12 protein-coding genes are annotated in these 14,964 nt (G+C 76.4%); 6 read left to right on the forward strand and 6 right to left on the reverse strand.

Going from position 1 to position 14,964, the window contains the following annotated elements:
* Positions 1-53: 53 nt before the first annotated feature.
* Genes ACI78S_RS15070 through ACI78S_RS15080 form a run of 3 tightly spaced genes read left to right on the forward strand, consistent with a single transcriptional unit; the run spans position 54 to position 2,839 of the window.
* Positions 54-1,256: a cytochrome P450 gene (locus ACI78S_RS15070; RefSeq protein WP_456974661.1), complete on the forward strand. Its 1,203-nt coding sequence runs from the start codon at positions 54-56 to the stop codon at positions 1,254-1,256.
* 23 nt (positions 1,257-1,279) lie between these two features.
* Positions 1,280-2,371 (forward strand): maleylacetate reductase, encoded by a 1,092-nt coding sequence (locus ACI78S_RS15075; protein ID WP_456974663.1) that lies wholly within the window; start codon positions 1,280-1,282, stop codon positions 2,369-2,371.
* A gap of 9 nt (positions 2,372-2,380) precedes the next feature.
* Positions 2,381-2,839, forward strand: coding sequence for a DUF3237 domain-containing protein (locus ACI78S_RS15080; RefSeq protein WP_456974665.1), 459 nt, complete (start codon positions 2,381-2,383; stop codon positions 2,837-2,839).
* A gap of 6 nt (positions 2,840-2,845) precedes the next feature.
* Here ACI78S_RS15080 and ACI78S_RS15085 read toward each other — a convergent pair whose 3' ends face one another.
* From ACI78S_RS15085 to ACI78S_RS15095, 3 genes are all read right to left on the reverse strand, one after another.
* On the reverse strand, positions 2,846-4,282 hold the full coding sequence (locus ACI78S_RS15085; protein ID WP_456974667.1) for a carboxylesterase family protein: 1,437 nt from the start codon (positions 4,280-4,282) through the stop codon (positions 2,846-2,848).
* Positions 4,282-5,634 (reverse strand): MFS transporter, encoded by a 1,353-nt coding sequence (locus tag ACI78S_RS15090; protein ID WP_456974669.1) that lies wholly within the window; start codon positions 5,632-5,634, stop codon positions 4,282-4,284. Before ACI78S_RS15090 ends, ACI78S_RS15085 begins: the two co-directional genes overlap by 1 nt.
* Positions 5,635-6,080: 446 nt before the next feature.
* Positions 6,081-6,743, reverse strand: a complete 663-nt coding sequence (locus ACI78S_RS15095) for a TetR/AcrR family transcriptional regulator (protein WP_456974671.1) — start codon at positions 6,741-6,743, stop codon at positions 6,081-6,083.
* Between the two features lie 160 nt (positions 6,744-6,903).
* Between ACI78S_RS15095 and ACI78S_RS15100 the strand changes: the two genes are divergently transcribed.
* Both ACI78S_RS15100 and ACI78S_RS15105 read left to right on the forward strand, forming a co-directional pair.
* Complete coding sequence (locus ACI78S_RS15100) at positions 6,904-7,785, forward strand: shikimate dehydrogenase (protein ID WP_456974673.1); 882 nt, start codon at positions 6,904-6,906, stop codon at positions 7,783-7,785.
* Positions 7,775-9,613 (forward strand): TIM barrel protein, encoded by a 1,839-nt coding sequence (locus ACI78S_RS15105; protein ID WP_456974675.1) that lies wholly within the window; start codon positions 7,775-7,777, stop codon positions 9,611-9,613. Before ACI78S_RS15100 ends, ACI78S_RS15105 begins: the two co-directional genes overlap by 11 nt.
* A 117-nt stretch (positions 9,614-9,730) precedes the next feature.
* Here the strand turns inward: ACI78S_RS15105 and ACI78S_RS15110 are convergent, their stop codons facing one another.
* Complete coding sequence (locus tag ACI78S_RS15110) at positions 9,731-10,459, reverse strand: glutamine amidotransferase (protein WP_456974677.1); 729 nt, start codon at positions 10,457-10,459, stop codon at positions 9,731-9,733.
* 37 nt (positions 10,460-10,496) lie between these two features.
* A complete protein-coding gene (locus tag ACI78S_RS15115) occupies positions 10,497-11,492 on the reverse strand; it encodes an NAD(P)-dependent alcohol dehydrogenase (RefSeq protein WP_456974679.1) in 996 nt (331 codons plus the stop codon).
* A gap of 64 nt (positions 11,493-11,556) precedes the next feature.
* Here ACI78S_RS15115 and ACI78S_RS15120 point away from each other — a divergent pair, with 64 nt between their 5' ends.
* Positions 11,557-12,189, forward strand: coding sequence for a TetR/AcrR family transcriptional regulator C-terminal domain-containing protein (locus ACI78S_RS15120; protein ID WP_456974681.1), 633 nt, complete (start codon positions 11,557-11,559; stop codon positions 12,187-12,189).
* A gap of 12 nt (positions 12,190-12,201) precedes the next feature.
* Here ACI78S_RS15120 and ACI78S_RS15125 read toward each other — a convergent pair whose 3' ends face one another.
* On the reverse strand, positions 12,202-14,934 hold the full coding sequence (locus tag ACI78S_RS15125) for an AAA family ATPase (RefSeq protein ID WP_456974683.1): 2,733 nt from the start codon (positions 14,932-14,934) through the stop codon (positions 12,202-12,204).
* Positions 14,935-14,964: the final 30 nt, after the last annotated feature.

Below are 14,964 nucleotides of genomic sequence, written 5' to 3' on the forward strand. Positions count from 1 at the left end.
GACTGCCGTCAACAGGCTGGCGAAATTGTCGGGGATCCGGTTCACTGCTCGGCATGACCGCGGACGACGCCCGCCGGGCGGCCCACGACTTCGACCCGGTTCGCCCGGGCGAGACGTTCACCAGCGCCCACGAGGAGTTCGCCGAGCTGCGCCCCCGCTGCCCGGTCGCCCGCAGCCAGGAGTACGGCGGCTTCTGGGCGGCCCTCGGCTACGACGAGGTGCTGGAGGTCATCACCGACATCGAGCACTTCACGACGTCGAAGCAGAACGCGATCCCCAAGTTCGCCTTCACCGGCGTCCGCCCGCCGCTGCACCTCGACCCGCCCGAGCACATGGCCTACCGGCGGGTCATCAACTCGTTCTTCACCCCGCCGAAGATGCGGGCGATGGAGCCGAAGGTCCGCGCGGTCGCCGTCGACCTGCTCGAGCCGCTCATCGACGCCCGCTGGGTCGACGTCTGCAAGCAGTACGCGCACAAGTTCCCCGCGCACGTCTTCGCGCACTTCTTCAACCTCTCGGTCGAGACGTCCGAGGAGATCAAGAAGGTCAGCGGCACCTACGTCGACGCGATCCAGGTGCTCGACCACGAGGTGGTGAAGAAGCTCAGCCGGCGGCTGTACGAGATCGCGCAGGACATCATCGACGAGCGCAGGGGCGGCGGCTACGACCCGGCCGACGACCTCACCGCGGCCCTGCTCGCCGCGGAGTACGAGGGTGCGCCGCTGCCGGCCGACATGGTGCTCGGCTGCGTCCGCCAGCTGATCGTCACCGGCATGGTGGCGCCGAGCGTGTTCACCGGGAACATGTTCGTCCACCTCTCCCGCGACCCGCGGCTGCAGGACCGGCTGCGCGAGGACCCGCACCTGATCCCCGCCGCGGTCGAGGAGTTCCTCCGCCTCTACTCGCCCTACCGCGGCATGGCCCGCACGGCCCGGGAGGACGTCGTCCTCTCCGGCCAGCTCATCCGCAAGGACGACCCGATCGCGCTGGTCTACACCTCGGCGAACCGCGACGAGCGCGTGTTCCCCGACGGGGACACGTTCGTGCTCAACCGGCCCAACATCGCCCAGCACATCTCCTTCGGCCGGGGCACGCACAGCTGCCCCGGCGCCCCGCTGGCCCGCATGATGATGACGATCACGCTGGAGGAGGCGCTGGCCCGCAGCGCGAGCTTCCGCCTGGCCGGCGAGCCGGAGATGGCGATCTGGGCCGAGTGGGGCACGAGGTCGGTGCCGCTGGACTTCGTGCGGGCCTGACGTCCCGGGCACCATGTGCCCCCATGAGCCGCACGTTCAGCTACACCGCGCTGCCCATGCGGGTGCGCTTCGGCGCCGGCTGCCTGGCCGCCCTGCCCGACGAGGTCGCCGAGCTCGGCCTGACCCGGGTGCTGGTGCTGTGCTCGCCGGAGCAGGAGGCCACCGGGCAGCAGGTCGCCGAGGTGCTCGGCGACCGTGCCGCCGGGGTGCTCGCCGAGGCGCGCATGCACGTCCCGGTCGAGGTGGCGCACCGCGCCCGCGACCTGGCCGCGTCGCTCGGGGCCGACGGCTGCGTCGCCGTCGGGGGCGGCTCGGCGATCGGGCTGGGCAAGGCGATCGCGCTGGAGCACGGCCTGCCGGTGGTCGCCGTCCCGACCACGTACGCCGGGTCGGAGATGACGCCGATCTGGGGGCTGACCGAGGGCGGGGCCAAGCGCACCGGCCGCGACCGGCGGGTGCTGCCGGTCAGCGTGCTCTACGACCCCGAGCTGACCCTCACCCTGCCGGCGCAGCTGTCGGCCACCAGCGGCATCAACGCGATCGCGCACGCCGTCGAGGGGCTCTACGCCCCCGACGCCTCGCCGATCGTCTCGCTCATGGCCGAGGAGGGCACCCGGGCGCTGGCCGCGGCGCTGCCGGTGGTGGTGGCCGACGGCGCCGACCTCGACGCCCGGGCCGAGGCGCAGTACGGCGCCTGGCTCTGCGGCGCCGTCCTCGGCGCGACCACCATGTCGCTGCACCACAAGCTGTGCCACACCCTCGGCGGCACGCTCGACCTGCCGCACGCGCAGACCCACACCGTCGTGCTGCCGCACGCCCTGGCGTACAACGCGCCGGCGGCACCGCCGGCGGTGGCCGCGCTCTCCCGCGCGCTCGGGGGCGCGGCGGACCCGGCCCGCGAGCTGTGGGAGCTGGCCGGCCGGCTCGGGGCGCCGCGGTCGCTGCGCGAGCTCGGCATGGCCGAGGCCGACGTCGACCGCATCGCCGACCTGGCCGTCGCCGGGGGGGCCGGGTCGAGCTACCGCAACCCGCGCCCGGTCACCCGGGACGGCGTCGAGCGGCTCCTGCGCGCCGCGTGGGCGGGCGCGCCGCCGTCCGCGGACCTGGCTCTCTAGATTCGCCCCGTGCCCGACGCCCCCCGCCTGACCCACACCCTGCACCTGGAGGTCGAGGTGGCCGCGCCGCTGGAGGTGGGACCGACGCCGGCCGGCCTGCGGCGGGTCGTCCCGATCACCGGCGGCACGGTCTCGGGCCTGTTCACCGGCCGGGTGCTGCCCGGCGGCGCCGACTTCCAGCTGATCCGCACCGAGACCGAGACGGAGGTCGAGGCCCGCTACCTGCTGGAGAGCGACGAGGGCGAGCTGGTCGCCGTCGACAACCGCGGGCTGCGCACCGGCTCGGCCGAGGACATCGCGCGGCTGCGGCGCGACGAGCCGGTCGACCCGGCCCGGATCTACTTCCGCAGCACGCCGCGGTTCGAGACGGCCTCCCCCCGGCTGGCCCGGCTGACCACCCGGGTGTTCGTCGGCGTCGGCACGCGGCAGCCGCGGTCGGTCACCTTCGACTTCTTCGAGGTGGGGTAGGCCGGTTCAGGCCCGGACGGAGACCTCGTCCCACGCTCGGCGACGCGCGGCGGCGGGGTCGTGGCGGACGCGCGTCACGGCGTCGAACAGCGCCGTGCACCGGTCGGCGAGGTCGTAGGGCGCCCAGCCGGCCAGCACCCCGGTCGCCGGGGTGCCACCGGCGACGGTGGCCAGCACCGAGGCGTGCAGCGCGTCGGTGACGGCGAGGTCGGCCGGCGTCATGCCGCTCCCCGGGCGGCGCAGCAGCGGCCGCTCGACGGACCCCGGCGGGTGCGCCCACAGGCAGGCGTTGTCCGCCCCGTGCGAGGGGCCGAGGACGTCGAACGGCGGCAGGCTCGGCGCGTGGTCGAACCGGCTCAGCCAGGCCCGCCCGCCCGCGGTGGCCTGGGCCTCGGCCAGCGAGACCGCCGGGCGGACCCACATCTCGTCGGTGAGCAGGGCCTGCAGCGGGTCCTCCCCGGCGCCGGCCGTCCCCGTGTACACCGCCAGCAGCCGGTCGAAGGCCGCGCCGCCCACCCGCCGGCGGGCCACGGCCGTCGCGGGCCCGGCGCCGCCGGCGAGGAAGCCGGCCATCTCGTCGCGGCACGAGCCCAGCCACAGCACGGTGTCCCGGCGGGCACCGGAGGCGACGACGTCGAGGGGGTGTGCCCGGACGAGCCCGCCGTCCAGGACGGGGGCGAAGACCGCGCCGCCGAGCGCGTCGGAGGCCCGGGACACCCGGCGGGTGGCACCCAGGACGGCGTCGGCCGGCACGTCGGCGAGGGCGGACCGCGGCACGCCGAGCTCGGCGAGCACCCGGCCGGACACGTCGGCGCTCTCCGCCGGCTCGACCGGCCACCCGCCGATCGAGAAGGCGATCGCCGCCCGGGCCCGGCTCCCGGCGTCGGTGGCCAGCAGCGCGCACACCAGGCTGGCGCCGGCCGACTGGCCCACCAGGGTGAGGCGGTCGGGATCGCCGCCGAAGCCGGCGATCTCCCGCCGCACCCAGTCCAGCGCGGCCACCAGGTCGGTCACCGCCGGGCTCGGTGCGGGCTCGTCGGCGGTGCCGAGCTGCAGGAAGCCGAACGCCCCCAGGCGGTAGGAGACGGCGACGACGACCGCCGGCCCGCGTGCGGCGAGCACCGAGCCGTCGTAGTCGGCCGCGGCGCCGGTGAGGAAGGCGCCGCCGTGCACCCAGAACAGCACCGGCAGCGGGCCGTCGGCGTGCTCGGGCGCGTACACGTCGAGGGTCAGGCAGCGCTCGGTGCCGGTGGTCGTGCCGTCGGGCAGGTCCTGCACGCCGACCGGGCCGGGCTGCGTCGCGTCGAGCGGCGCCGTCCACGGCCGGGCGGGGCGGGCCGGGCCGAAACGCTCCGCTCCGGCGTACGGCACGCCCCGCCAGCTGCGGACGCCGTCCGCCACGCGGCCGGTGACCGGCCCGGCCGACGTGACGACGACGGGCATCAGGCGCCGACCAGCTCGCGGTCGGTGCGGGCCGCGTCCTTGCGGCCGAGCTGCTCCAGCGGGGTGTGCGCCGTCTCCCGGGCGGTGAGGGCGCACAGGCCCGCGATCGCCGCGGCACCGGCGGTGAGGAAGGCGACCGGCAGCCAGCCGCCGGGGCCGTCGCCGACGATCCCGGCCGCGATGGCCGGTGAGAAGCCGCCCAGGGCGAACCCGATCTGGGTGCCGATCGCCATGCCGGAGTAGCGGACCCGGGTGTCGAACATCTCGCCGTAGAAGGAGGGCCAGATGCCGTTGGCCGCCGAGTAGACGACGCCGGAGAGCAGGATGCCGAACACGAAGACCAGCACCTCGTCGCCCTGCTGCAGCGCCCACAGGAACGGGAAGGCGGAGGCGGCCGAGCCGAGGGCGCCGAAGACGAACACCGGACGGCGGCCGATGCGGTCGGACAGCTTCGCCCACAGCGGGAGGGCGATGAGGGCCACCGCGTTGGAGGCGATGACCATCCACAGCAGCGTCGTCCGCTCCATGCCGATCGCGTCGCTGGTGCCCTGCGCGAGCGACCAGGTGCCGACGATCGTGCTCACCACCGAGACCAGCGCGCAGAGGACCACGCGCAGGACCGAGGCCCAGTGGTCGCGGAAGAGCACGGCCACCGGCAGCTTGGCGACCTTCTCCTCCTGCTCGGCGCGCTCGAACTCCGGCGTCTCGGGCAGCGAGCGGCGCACCCAGTAGCCGACGGCGACGACGAGCGCGGACAGGAAGAACGGGATCCGCCAGCCCCAGCTCAGCAGCTGGTCCTCCGGCAGCAGCGCGACGAGCAGGAAGACGAGGTTGGCCAGGATCAGGCCGGCCTGCGTGCCCTCGAGGGTGAAGCTGGTGAAGAAGCCGCGCCGGCCCTCGGGGGCGTGCTCGAGCGTCATGGAGTTGGCGCCGCTCTGCTCGCCCGCGGCCGAGAGGCCCTGCAGCAGGCGGAGCACGACGAGCAGCACCGGGGCGGCGACGCCGATCGCGTCGTACGACGGCAGGGCGCCGATGAGGAACGTCGAGACGCCCATGAGCAGCAGGGTGAGCACCAGCATCTTCTTGCGGCCGACCTTGTCGCCGAAGTGGCCGATGATCACCGCGCCGACCGGGCGGGCCACGTAGGCGACGCCGAAGGTGGCCAGCGAGAGCAGCGTGCCGGTGGCCGGGTCCGAGTCGGGGAAGAACACCTCGGGGAAGACCAGGCCGGCGGCGGCCCCGTAGATGAAGAAGTCGTAGTACTCGAGCGCGCTGCCGACGAAGCTGGCCAGGGCGGCCTTCTTCGGCATGCGCTCGGCGGTGGGGCCACCGGGTGCGGTGGTCGCGCTCATGACGGTCTCCAGGGAGTGGGCGGCCGGGCCGTGCCCGGTGCGGCCAGCGGGTGCCTCGTTGCGGGGTGCTGCGCGCGGGAGCCGGGGTCTCCGGCCCCCCGCTCGCCCTGCCCTCGTCGGGCCGGAGCGGTGTCGCCAGCCGCTTATGTACCAACTGGTTACGTACCAGATGGTTACGTGATCGCGGTCACCGTGTCAAATCGGCGCGCGAAGACGCTGGTGAGGGGGGCCGGGCGCGGCGGGCACCTCGGGCGACCGGGCTTTCGGTACCGGAAGCCCGGGTGCGGCGGGGCTTCCGGTACCGAAAGCCCGGGGGGCGGCGGGGCCTTCGGTACCGAAAGCCCGGGGGGCGGCGGGGCCTTCGGTACCGAAAGCACGGGGTGCGGCGGGGCCTTCAGTGCAGGAAGCCCGAGGGGTGGGGCTTTCGGTGCAGGGGGCCCGGTGGGTCAGCGGGTGGTGAGCCAGTCGACGACGAGGTCGCCGAGCAGCCGCCGCTGGTGCTCGCGGCGCGTGGGGTCGAGCATGTCGCGGCCGAAGATCGCGCCGAACGTGTGCCGGTTCGCCGTCCGGAAGACGCAGTAGGCGCTGATCACCTGGTGGACGTCGAGGGCGTCGACGTCCTCGCGGAAGGCGCCGGCGGCCCACCCCCGCTGCAGGATCGCGCCGAGGACGTCGAGGGCGGGGTTGGCCAGCCCGGACAGGACGGCGGAGCGGGTGATGTGCTCGGCGTGGTGGATGTTCTCGATGCTGACCAGCCGGATGAAGTCCGGGTGCGACTCGTGGTGGTCGAAGGTGAGCCCGCACAGCTCGCGGATCGCCTCGACCGGGTCGAGGTGCTCGACGTCGAGCTGCTGCTCCAGCCCCCGGATGCGGCTGTAGGCCTGCTCCAGGACGGCGATGTAGAGCCCCTCCTTGCCGCCGAAGTAGTAGTAGATCATCCGCTTGGTGGTGCTCGTCTTGTCGGCGATCTCGTTGATCCGCGCACCGGCGTAGCCCCGGTCGGCGAACTCGGCGGTGGCGACGGCGAGGATGTCCGCCTTCGTCCGCTCGGCGTCGCGGCTCCGCTCGGGCGCCCCCGCGGCCTCGGTCCCGGACGGCAGTGCGGTCACCTGGTCCTCCACCTCCCGCGGGCCGGTCCCGATGGCCCGTCGAGTGCGGAGCCTACGGCGGACGACCGGGATCCGGATCACACCCAGGGCTGGCGCCGGGGGCCCGGATGTGGTCCCCTCGGAGGTAACTCACCAAGCGGTACATAACGGAGGCCCGCTCGTGTCGTCTCGCTCCCGCGGTTTCCTGGTCGGCCTGATCGGCACGGGCATCGGCCCGTCGCTCTCCCCCGCGCTGCACGAGCGCGAGGCCGACGAGCTCGGCATCCGCTACCTGTACCGCCGCTTCGACCTCGACCGGCTGGGCCTGCCGCCGGAGGCCGTCGGGGACCTGCTCGCCGCCGCCCGGCTGGCCGGCTTCGACGGGCTCAACGTGACCCACCCGTGCAAGCAGCTGGTGCTGCCGCACCTCGACGAGCTCTCCGCCGACGCCGAGGCCCTCGGCGCGGTGAACACGGTGGTGTTCCGCGACGGCCGCGCCGTCGGGCACAACACCGACTGGTCGGGCTTCGCCCGCTCGTTCGACCGGGGGCTGGCCGACGCCGCGCTCGGCCGGGTGGTGCTGCTCGGGGCCGGCGGGGCGGGGGCCGCCGTCGCCCACGCGCTGCTCACCCTCGGGGCGGGGCACCTGACCGTCGCCGACGTCGACGCCGACCGGGCCCGCTCGCTCGCCGCCGCGCTGGGCGGCCGGTTCGGCGCCGGCCGGGCGACCGGGACCGACCTCGCCGGCGTTCCCGCGGCGCTGGCCACCGCGGACGGGCTGGCGCACGCCACGCCGACCGGCATGGCGGCCCACCCCGGCCTGCCCGCGGACGCCGACCTGCTGCGGCCGGAGCTCTGGGTGGCCGACATCGTCTACCGGCCGCTGGAGACCGAGCTGGTGCGCACCGCGCGCGCCCGCGGCTGCCGCGTGCTCGACGGCGGCGGCATGGCGGTCTTCCAGGCGGTCGACGCCTTCCGGCTGTTCACCGGCGTCGAGCCCGACGCCGAGCGGATGCTGGCCCACTTCGGTGAGCTGGTCGGGAGCGCCGCCCGTGTCGGCTGAGCGGCCGCGCCGGGCGATCGCCACGGTGTGCCTGTCGGGCACGCTGGAGGACAAGCTCGGCGCCGCCGCGGCGGCCGGGTTCGACGGCATCGAGGTCTTCGAGCCCGACCTGATCGCCTCCCCGTGGTCGCCGCGCGAGCTGGCGGCGCGCTGCGCCGACCTGGGGCTGTCGATCGACCTCTACCAGCCGTTCCGCGACCTCGACTCCACCGACGACGGCCGCTTCGCCCGCAACCTGCGCCGGGCCGAGCGCAAGTTCGACGTCATGGCCGAGCTCGGGGTGGGCACGGTGCTGGTCTGCTCGTCGGTCGCGGACGACGCGGTCGCGGAGACCGACCGCCTGGCCGGGCAGCTGGCCCGGGCCGCCGACCGGGCCGCCGCGCGCGGCCTGCGGATCGCCTACGAGGCCCTCGCCTGGGGGCGGCACGTGTCGACCTGGGACCGGTCGTGGGACGCCGTCCGCGCCGCCGACCACCCGGCGCTGGGGCTGTGCCTGGACAGCTTCCACGTGCTCTCCCGCGGCGGGGACCCGGCCGGGTTCGCCGCCGTCCCCGGGGAGAAGCTGTTCTTCCTGCAGCTGGCCGACGCGCCGCAGCTGCGCATGGACGTGCTGCAGTGGAGCCGCCACCACCGCCTCTTCCCCGGCCAGGGCGCGTTCGACCTGCCCGGCTTCCTCGGCGCCGTGCTGGCCGCCGGCTACACCGGCCCGCTGTCGCTGGAGGTCTTCAACGACGTCTACCGGCAGTCCGACCCGGCCCGGACGGCGGTCGACGCGATGCGCTCGCTGCTGTGGCTGGAGGAGGCGCTCGGCCTCACCTCTCCCCCGGCCGCCGCCCTGTCGGGCTGGTCCTTCGTCGAGCTCGGCGTCGACGGGATCTCCGGGCCGCCGCTGGCCGCCGTCCTCGCCGCGCTCGGGTTCACGCACACCGGCCAGCACCGCTCCAAGCCGGTGCAGCTGTGGGAGCAGGGTGGCGCCCGCGTGCTGCTCAACGCCGCCGTCGTCCGCCCGCAGGCCACGGGGGTGGCCACGGTGGCCGCGCTGGGGCTGGAGAGCGCGGACCCGGGCCGGTCCGCGGCCCGGGCCGAGGCGCTCGCGGCGCCGGTGCTGCCGCGCACCCGCGGCCGGGCCGAGGCCGACCTGGCCACCATCGCCGCGCCCGACGGCACGCAGATCCTCTTCACCCGCACCGGCCCCGACGGCTGGCCGGCCGACTTCCTGGCCACCGGCGAGCCCACCGCACCGGGGGCGGGGCTGACCGGGATCGACCACGTCGGGCTCACCCAGCCGTTCGACTCCTTCGACGAGGCCGGGCTGTTCTACCGCGCCGTGCTCGGACTGGAACCGCAGGACCTCGCCGAGGTGGCCGCCCCCTTCGGGCTGGTGCGCACCCGCGCGGTCAGCGACCCCGACCGCGCGGTGCGGCTGGCGCTCAGCGTCGCGGCCCTCCGGCGCGGGTCGTGGGCCCCCGGGGTGCCGGAGCCGCAGTACGTCGCCTTCCGCACCGACGACCTGGTGGCGACGGCGCGCGCGCTGCGGGAGGCGGGCGCTCCCCTGCTGGAGCTGCCGACCAACTACGCCGACGACCTCGACGCCCGCTTCGACCTGGCGCCGGAGGTGCTGGCCGCCGTCCGCGAGCACGGGCTGATGTACGAGGAGGACGCGCGCGGGCGCTACCTCCACCTGGCCACCGAGGTGCTCGGCGACCGGCTGTTCCTCGAGTTCGTCCAGCGGCTCGACGGCTACGACGGCTACGGCACCGCCGACTCCCCGGTGCGGATGGCCGCCCAGCGCCGCGCCCGCGCCCGCCTGCCCGTGGCCCGGGCGTAGGCGGCGTCCGCCCCGGCAGCACCGCGAGCGCGGCACCACCTGGGTCGAACTCGTCCTCCCGGAGCCCGGCAGCACCCCCGGAGCACGAGGTGGACCCCGGGAGCGGGCCCCCGGCGCCTACGCGTAACGGGCGACGAAGTTCTTCAGCAGCCGCCCCGGCTCGGTGACGACGCCCAGCGAGAGGCGGGCGACGAGGTCCTCGAGCTCGTCGGGCGGGAAGTAGCCGTAGTGCTGGTAGACCCGCGCCCGCCTGCAGATGCCCGGGGCGTCCAGCTCGGGGTGGAACTGGGTGGCGTAGACGTTCCGGCCGACCCGGAACATCTGCACCGGGCAGGCGGCCGAGGTGGCCAGCAGCACGGCCGACGGCGGCAGCACCGAGCACGCCTCCTTGTGCCCGACGAAGGCCTCGAACCGGGCCGGTACCCCGGCCAGGAGCGGGTCGGCCTGGCCCTCGGCGGTCAGCTCGATCGTCACGCAGGACAGCGGCTCGGTGTAGGTGCGGTCGACCACGCCGCCCTGGTGCGCGCCGATCGTGCCCACGCCGTAGCAGGCCCCGAAGAACGGGACGTCGCGCGCGACGACCTCGTCGAGCAGCCCCCGCAGCTCCGCCTCCACCCGCCGCTGCACCGGCGACTTCCGCTCCACCGGGTCGGTGGTGTTGAACGGGCTGCCGCCCAGCATGATGCCGGCGTAGCGGTCGAGGTCGAGGTCGGGCAGCGGCGCGGCCTCCAGGCGGACGCGGTGCAGCTGCTCGGGCGGCAGGCCGGAGAACCGCAGGAACGCCGCGTACTCGTCGTCGGCGGCCTCGTCCTCGGCACGCGTCGCGAGCAGCAGGAACGGGCGCACGCCGGGCATGGTAGGCCGCCGGGCGGCGGGCGCGGGGTCACGCGGTCGTGACGACGACCTTGCCGGCCACCCGCCCGTCCAGCAGCCGGCGCACCGCCGCCGCCGTCTCGGCGAGCGGGTAGCTGCGGTCGAGCGCCGGGGCCACGGCGCCGGACTCCACGAGGTCGCGCAGCGCGTCGAGGTCGGCGGTGTTCTCCGAGGCGACGAAGGTGCCCAGCCGCTGGCCGACGAACGGGCTGAGCGCCTGCGCCCGCAGCTGCCGGCGGACGCCGAGCCACCGGCCGGCGTCCTCCCCGCCCACGACGACCAACCGCCCGCCCGGGGTGAGCAGCCGCCGCAGCTCGGCCAGCCGGCGGTTGCCACCGGTGTCGAGGACGACGTCGTACGGGCCGCCGGCGAGGTCCTCGCGCGCGTGGTCGACGACGTGCGCGGCGCCGAGGGAGCGCACCAGGCCGACCTTGGCCGTGCTCGCCGTCCCGGTCACCTCCGCGCCGCAGGCGGCGGCGATCTGGACGGCGAAGCTGCCCACGCCCCCCGAGGCGCCGATGACCAGCACCCGGTCCCCCGCCCGCACGCGGCCGTGGTCGCGCACCGCCTGCAGCGCCGTCTGGCCCGACACCGGGACGGCGGCGGCCGCCTCGAACGACAGGTTCGCCGGCTTCCGCGCGATCCTCCCGGGGCGGGCGAGCGCGTGCTCGGCGAAGGTCGCCGTGCCGGTGCCGTACACGTCGTCGCCGGGCCGGAGGCCGGTCACCCCTGCGCCGACGGCCGCGACCGTCCCGGCCAGGTTGCGGCCGGGGTTGGCGTGCTTCGGCCGGCGCAGCCCGAACCCGGCGAGCCGGATCGCGTACGGTTCGCCGGCCATCACGTGCCACGTGCCGCGGTCGACGCTCGAGGCGTGCACCCGCACCAGCACCTCGCCGTCCCCGGGCGCCGGGACGGCGACCTCGCCGACACCCAGCACGTCCTCCGGCCCCGCCCCGTACCGGGTCTGGACGACCGAGGTCATCGTCGCGCTGCGCGTGCCGGTCATGGCGTTCTCCCGTCGTCGAGTGACTTACGGCGTAAGTGTGTACTTACGGCGTAAGGTTGTCAACGTGCCGCTGAACCGGGACACCGTGCTGCGCGCCGCCGTCGCGCTCGCCGACGAGAGCGGGCTGGAGTCGCTGTCCATGCGCAAGCTGGGCCAGGCGCTCGGCGTGGAGGCGATGTCGCTGTACAACCACGTGCGCAACAAGGAGGACCTGCTCGACGGCATGGTCGACGTCGTCTTCGGCGAGGTCGAGCTGCCCACCGGCGTGGACTGGCGGACGGCGATGCGGCAGCGGGCGTTCTCGGTGCGGGCGGCGCTCACCCGGCACCGGTGGGCGAACGGGCTGATGGAGTCGCGGGTGAACCCGGGGGCGGCGACCCTGCGGGCGCACGACTCGGTGCTGGGCGTCCTGCGGCGCGCCGGCTTCTCCGTCGCCCTCGCCGGGCACGCCTTCTCGGCGATCGACAGCTACGTCTACGGCTTCTGCCTGCAGGAGAAGCAGCTGCCGTTCGACACGCCGCAGCAGACCGCCGAGCTCGCCCGCGCGATGCTCGCGCAGTTCCCGGTCGACGAGTTCCCGCACCTGCACGAGTTCACCGTCGAGCACGTGATGACGCCCGGCTACGACTACGCCGAGGAGTTCGCCTTCGGGCTCGACCTGGTCCTCGACGGCCTGGAGCGGCTCGTCGGCACGTGACCCCGGGCCCGCTCAGCGGCCGGCGAACGCGGCGGCGATGGCGGCGCGCGACCGCAGCCGCCGCTTGCGCAGGATGCTCGTCAGGTGGTGCTCGACGGTCTTCGGGCTGAGGAAGAGCGCCGCGGCGATGTCCTTGTTGGTCAGCCCCTGGGCCACCAGCAGCGCGACCCGCGTCTCCTGCGAGGTCAGCTCGTCGCCGGCCGCCCCGCCCCGCCGCGCCCGCGCGCCCGTGGCCGCCAGCTCGTCGCGCGCCCGCCGCGCCCAGCCGTCGACGCCCATCCGGTCGAACGCCTCGGCGGCGCGCTCGAGCTGGCGGCGGGCCTCGACGCGGCGGCCGGCGCGCCGCAACCGGCCGCCGTGCAGCAGGCGGGTGCGCGCCGCCTCGAAGGGCTCGAAGCCGGCGGCGTGCTCCTCGTGCGCCCGCTCGAACGCGGCGTCGGCCCGCGCCTCGTCGTCGGCCAGCAGACCGGTCAGCCGCTCGACGTGGGCGCGGACGTCGGCCATCGGCGAGTCCCGGTTCACCGCCGCGTGCCGCGCGGCGAGCGCGACGGCGTCGGCCCGGCGGCCGAGCCCGAGGTAGGCCTCGACCAGGTCCGGCGCCACCGACAGCTCGTAGTCGCCCCGCGGCAGCCGGCCGCCGTCGGCGGCGATCCGGCGCTCCAGGACGTCGACGACGTGCCGCAGGTCCCCGCGGCACAGCGCGGCGAACGCGTCCACCAGGTGGACGTGCACCGACGCGGCGGCGACGCCGGCCCGCACCCCGAGGTCGCGGGCCGCCGCGAGCGCGCGCGACGCCTCCGCGTGCCGGCCGCGGGCGGCCTCCTCCCACGCCAGCAGCTCGTGCGCGGTGGCCACGTCGGCCACGTAGCCCAGCTCGGCGCCGAGCTCCACCGCCTCGCCGGCGGCGGCGTACGCCAGCCGGTGGTCGCCGGTGGCCTGGACGCCGGCGGCCACCAGGCTCAGGACCGGCGGCAGGACGCCGAGCGCCCCGGCCGCCCGGGCCGCGGTCAGCCGGCGGCCGAGGGCCGCCTCCGCCGCCGCGATCTCGTTGGCCCACCCCGCGGCGAGGAGGGTGACGATCAGGTAGCGCGGCTCGTCGCGCAGCGACGGTTCGCCCTCCAGGACGTCGAACGCCCGCAGGGCGAGGGGCCGGGCCGCCGCCCAGTCGCCGGCGAGGGCCAGCGCGTGCGCCCGGGCGTAGTCGGCGAGCGCCGCCTGCTCGGGGTCGGCCCGGTCGGCGGTGGCCGCGATCTCGTCCGCCACCTCGGCGACCGTGGCCGGGGAGGCGAGGCGGTACCCCGCGACGCCGAGCTCGGTCAGGGCGCGCAGGCGGACGGCGCCCGAGGTGCACGCGGCGGCCTCGCGGAGGAGGGCCGGCGCCGCGGGCACCGAGCCGGCGTAGTGCTCGAGCGTGCCCAGGCAGAGCAGGACGCGCCCCCGGGCCTCGGCCGGACCGGCGCCGGCCAGCACCTGCGCGGCGAGCGACCGGACCCGTGCGGGGTCCCCGGCCAGGAACGCGTCCTCGACCGCCAGCGCGAGCGCGCCCGCGGCGGCAGCCGCCGAGCCGTGCAGCCGCGCCGCCTGCTCCTGCAGCTGCGACGCCGCGGCGAACCCGCGCCGCACCCGCTCCCGGGCGGCCAGCCCCTCCAGCCGGTCGGCGACGGCCCCGTCGGCCCCGACGACGGCCTGCGCCCGGTGCCGGAGCGCGCGGTCGGGGTCGTCGGCCAGCGCGGCGGCCAGGGCGGCGTGGCCGGCCCGGCGGGCGCCGGGCGGGGCGGCGCGGAGCACCGCCGACCGCAGCAGGGGGTGCGCGAAGGCGACCGTGCCCGGGCCGAGGACCAGCACCCCGCCGCGCTCGGCCTCCGCCAGCGAGGCGTCGGCGTCCTCACCGGCGGCGCGCAACGCCGTCACGACCGGGCCCGCCTCCGACCCGGCGGACAGCGCGGCCAGCGTGACCGCCCGGCGCGCTCCCGGCCCGAGCGCCGCCACGAGGCGGTCGGCGGCGGCGGCGAGCCGGTCTCCCAGCGGCAGCACGTCGGGGAGCGGGGCGGACCCGCGTCGCTGCTCGGCGGTGAGCGCCCGCGTGGCCTCGACCAGCGCCAGCGGGTTGCCCGCGGTCGCCGCGACGAGCGGCTCGACCAGCGCGGGCGCCACCGCCGGCCCGAGCAGCTCGGCGGCCGCCGCCGGCGCCAGACCGGCCAGCCGGCACCGGGGCAGGTCGGCGAGCTCGTCGGCGTCCGGGTCCTGCGGCGGCCGGCGGGCGAGCACGAGGGCCACCCGGTCGTGCCGCAGCCGCCGCGCGGCGAAGGCCACCGCGCGGACGGACTCGAGGTCCACCCACTGGACGTCGTCGACGACGACGGCGACCGGCGCGTCCTCCGCCGCCCGGGCGAGCAGGCCCATCGTCGCCGCCGAGACGAGGAACCGCTCCCCGGCCGCCGGCCCGTCCGCCCAGCCCAGGGCGGCGGTCAGGGCGCGCTGCTGCGGCGGGGGCAGCGCGGGCAGCAGGTCGCGCAGCGGCGCGAGGAGGTCGAGCAGGCCGGCGTGCCCCAGGCCCAGCTCGGCCTCGACGCCGGTGGTCCGCAGGCAGCGGAAGCCCTCCGCACCCACCGCGGCCGCGTCGAGCAGGGTGGTCTTGCCGACCCCGGCCTCCCCCTCGAGCACGAGGGAGCGGCACCGGCCGGCGCGGGCGTCGTCCAGCGTCGCGGCGATCGCCGCGAGCTCGGCCGCGCGTCCCACGAGCACGGCCCCGGACGCTATGCCCGTTCCGCCCGG

Source organism: Geodermatophilus sp. SYSU D00815 (genome assembly GCF_054050035.1).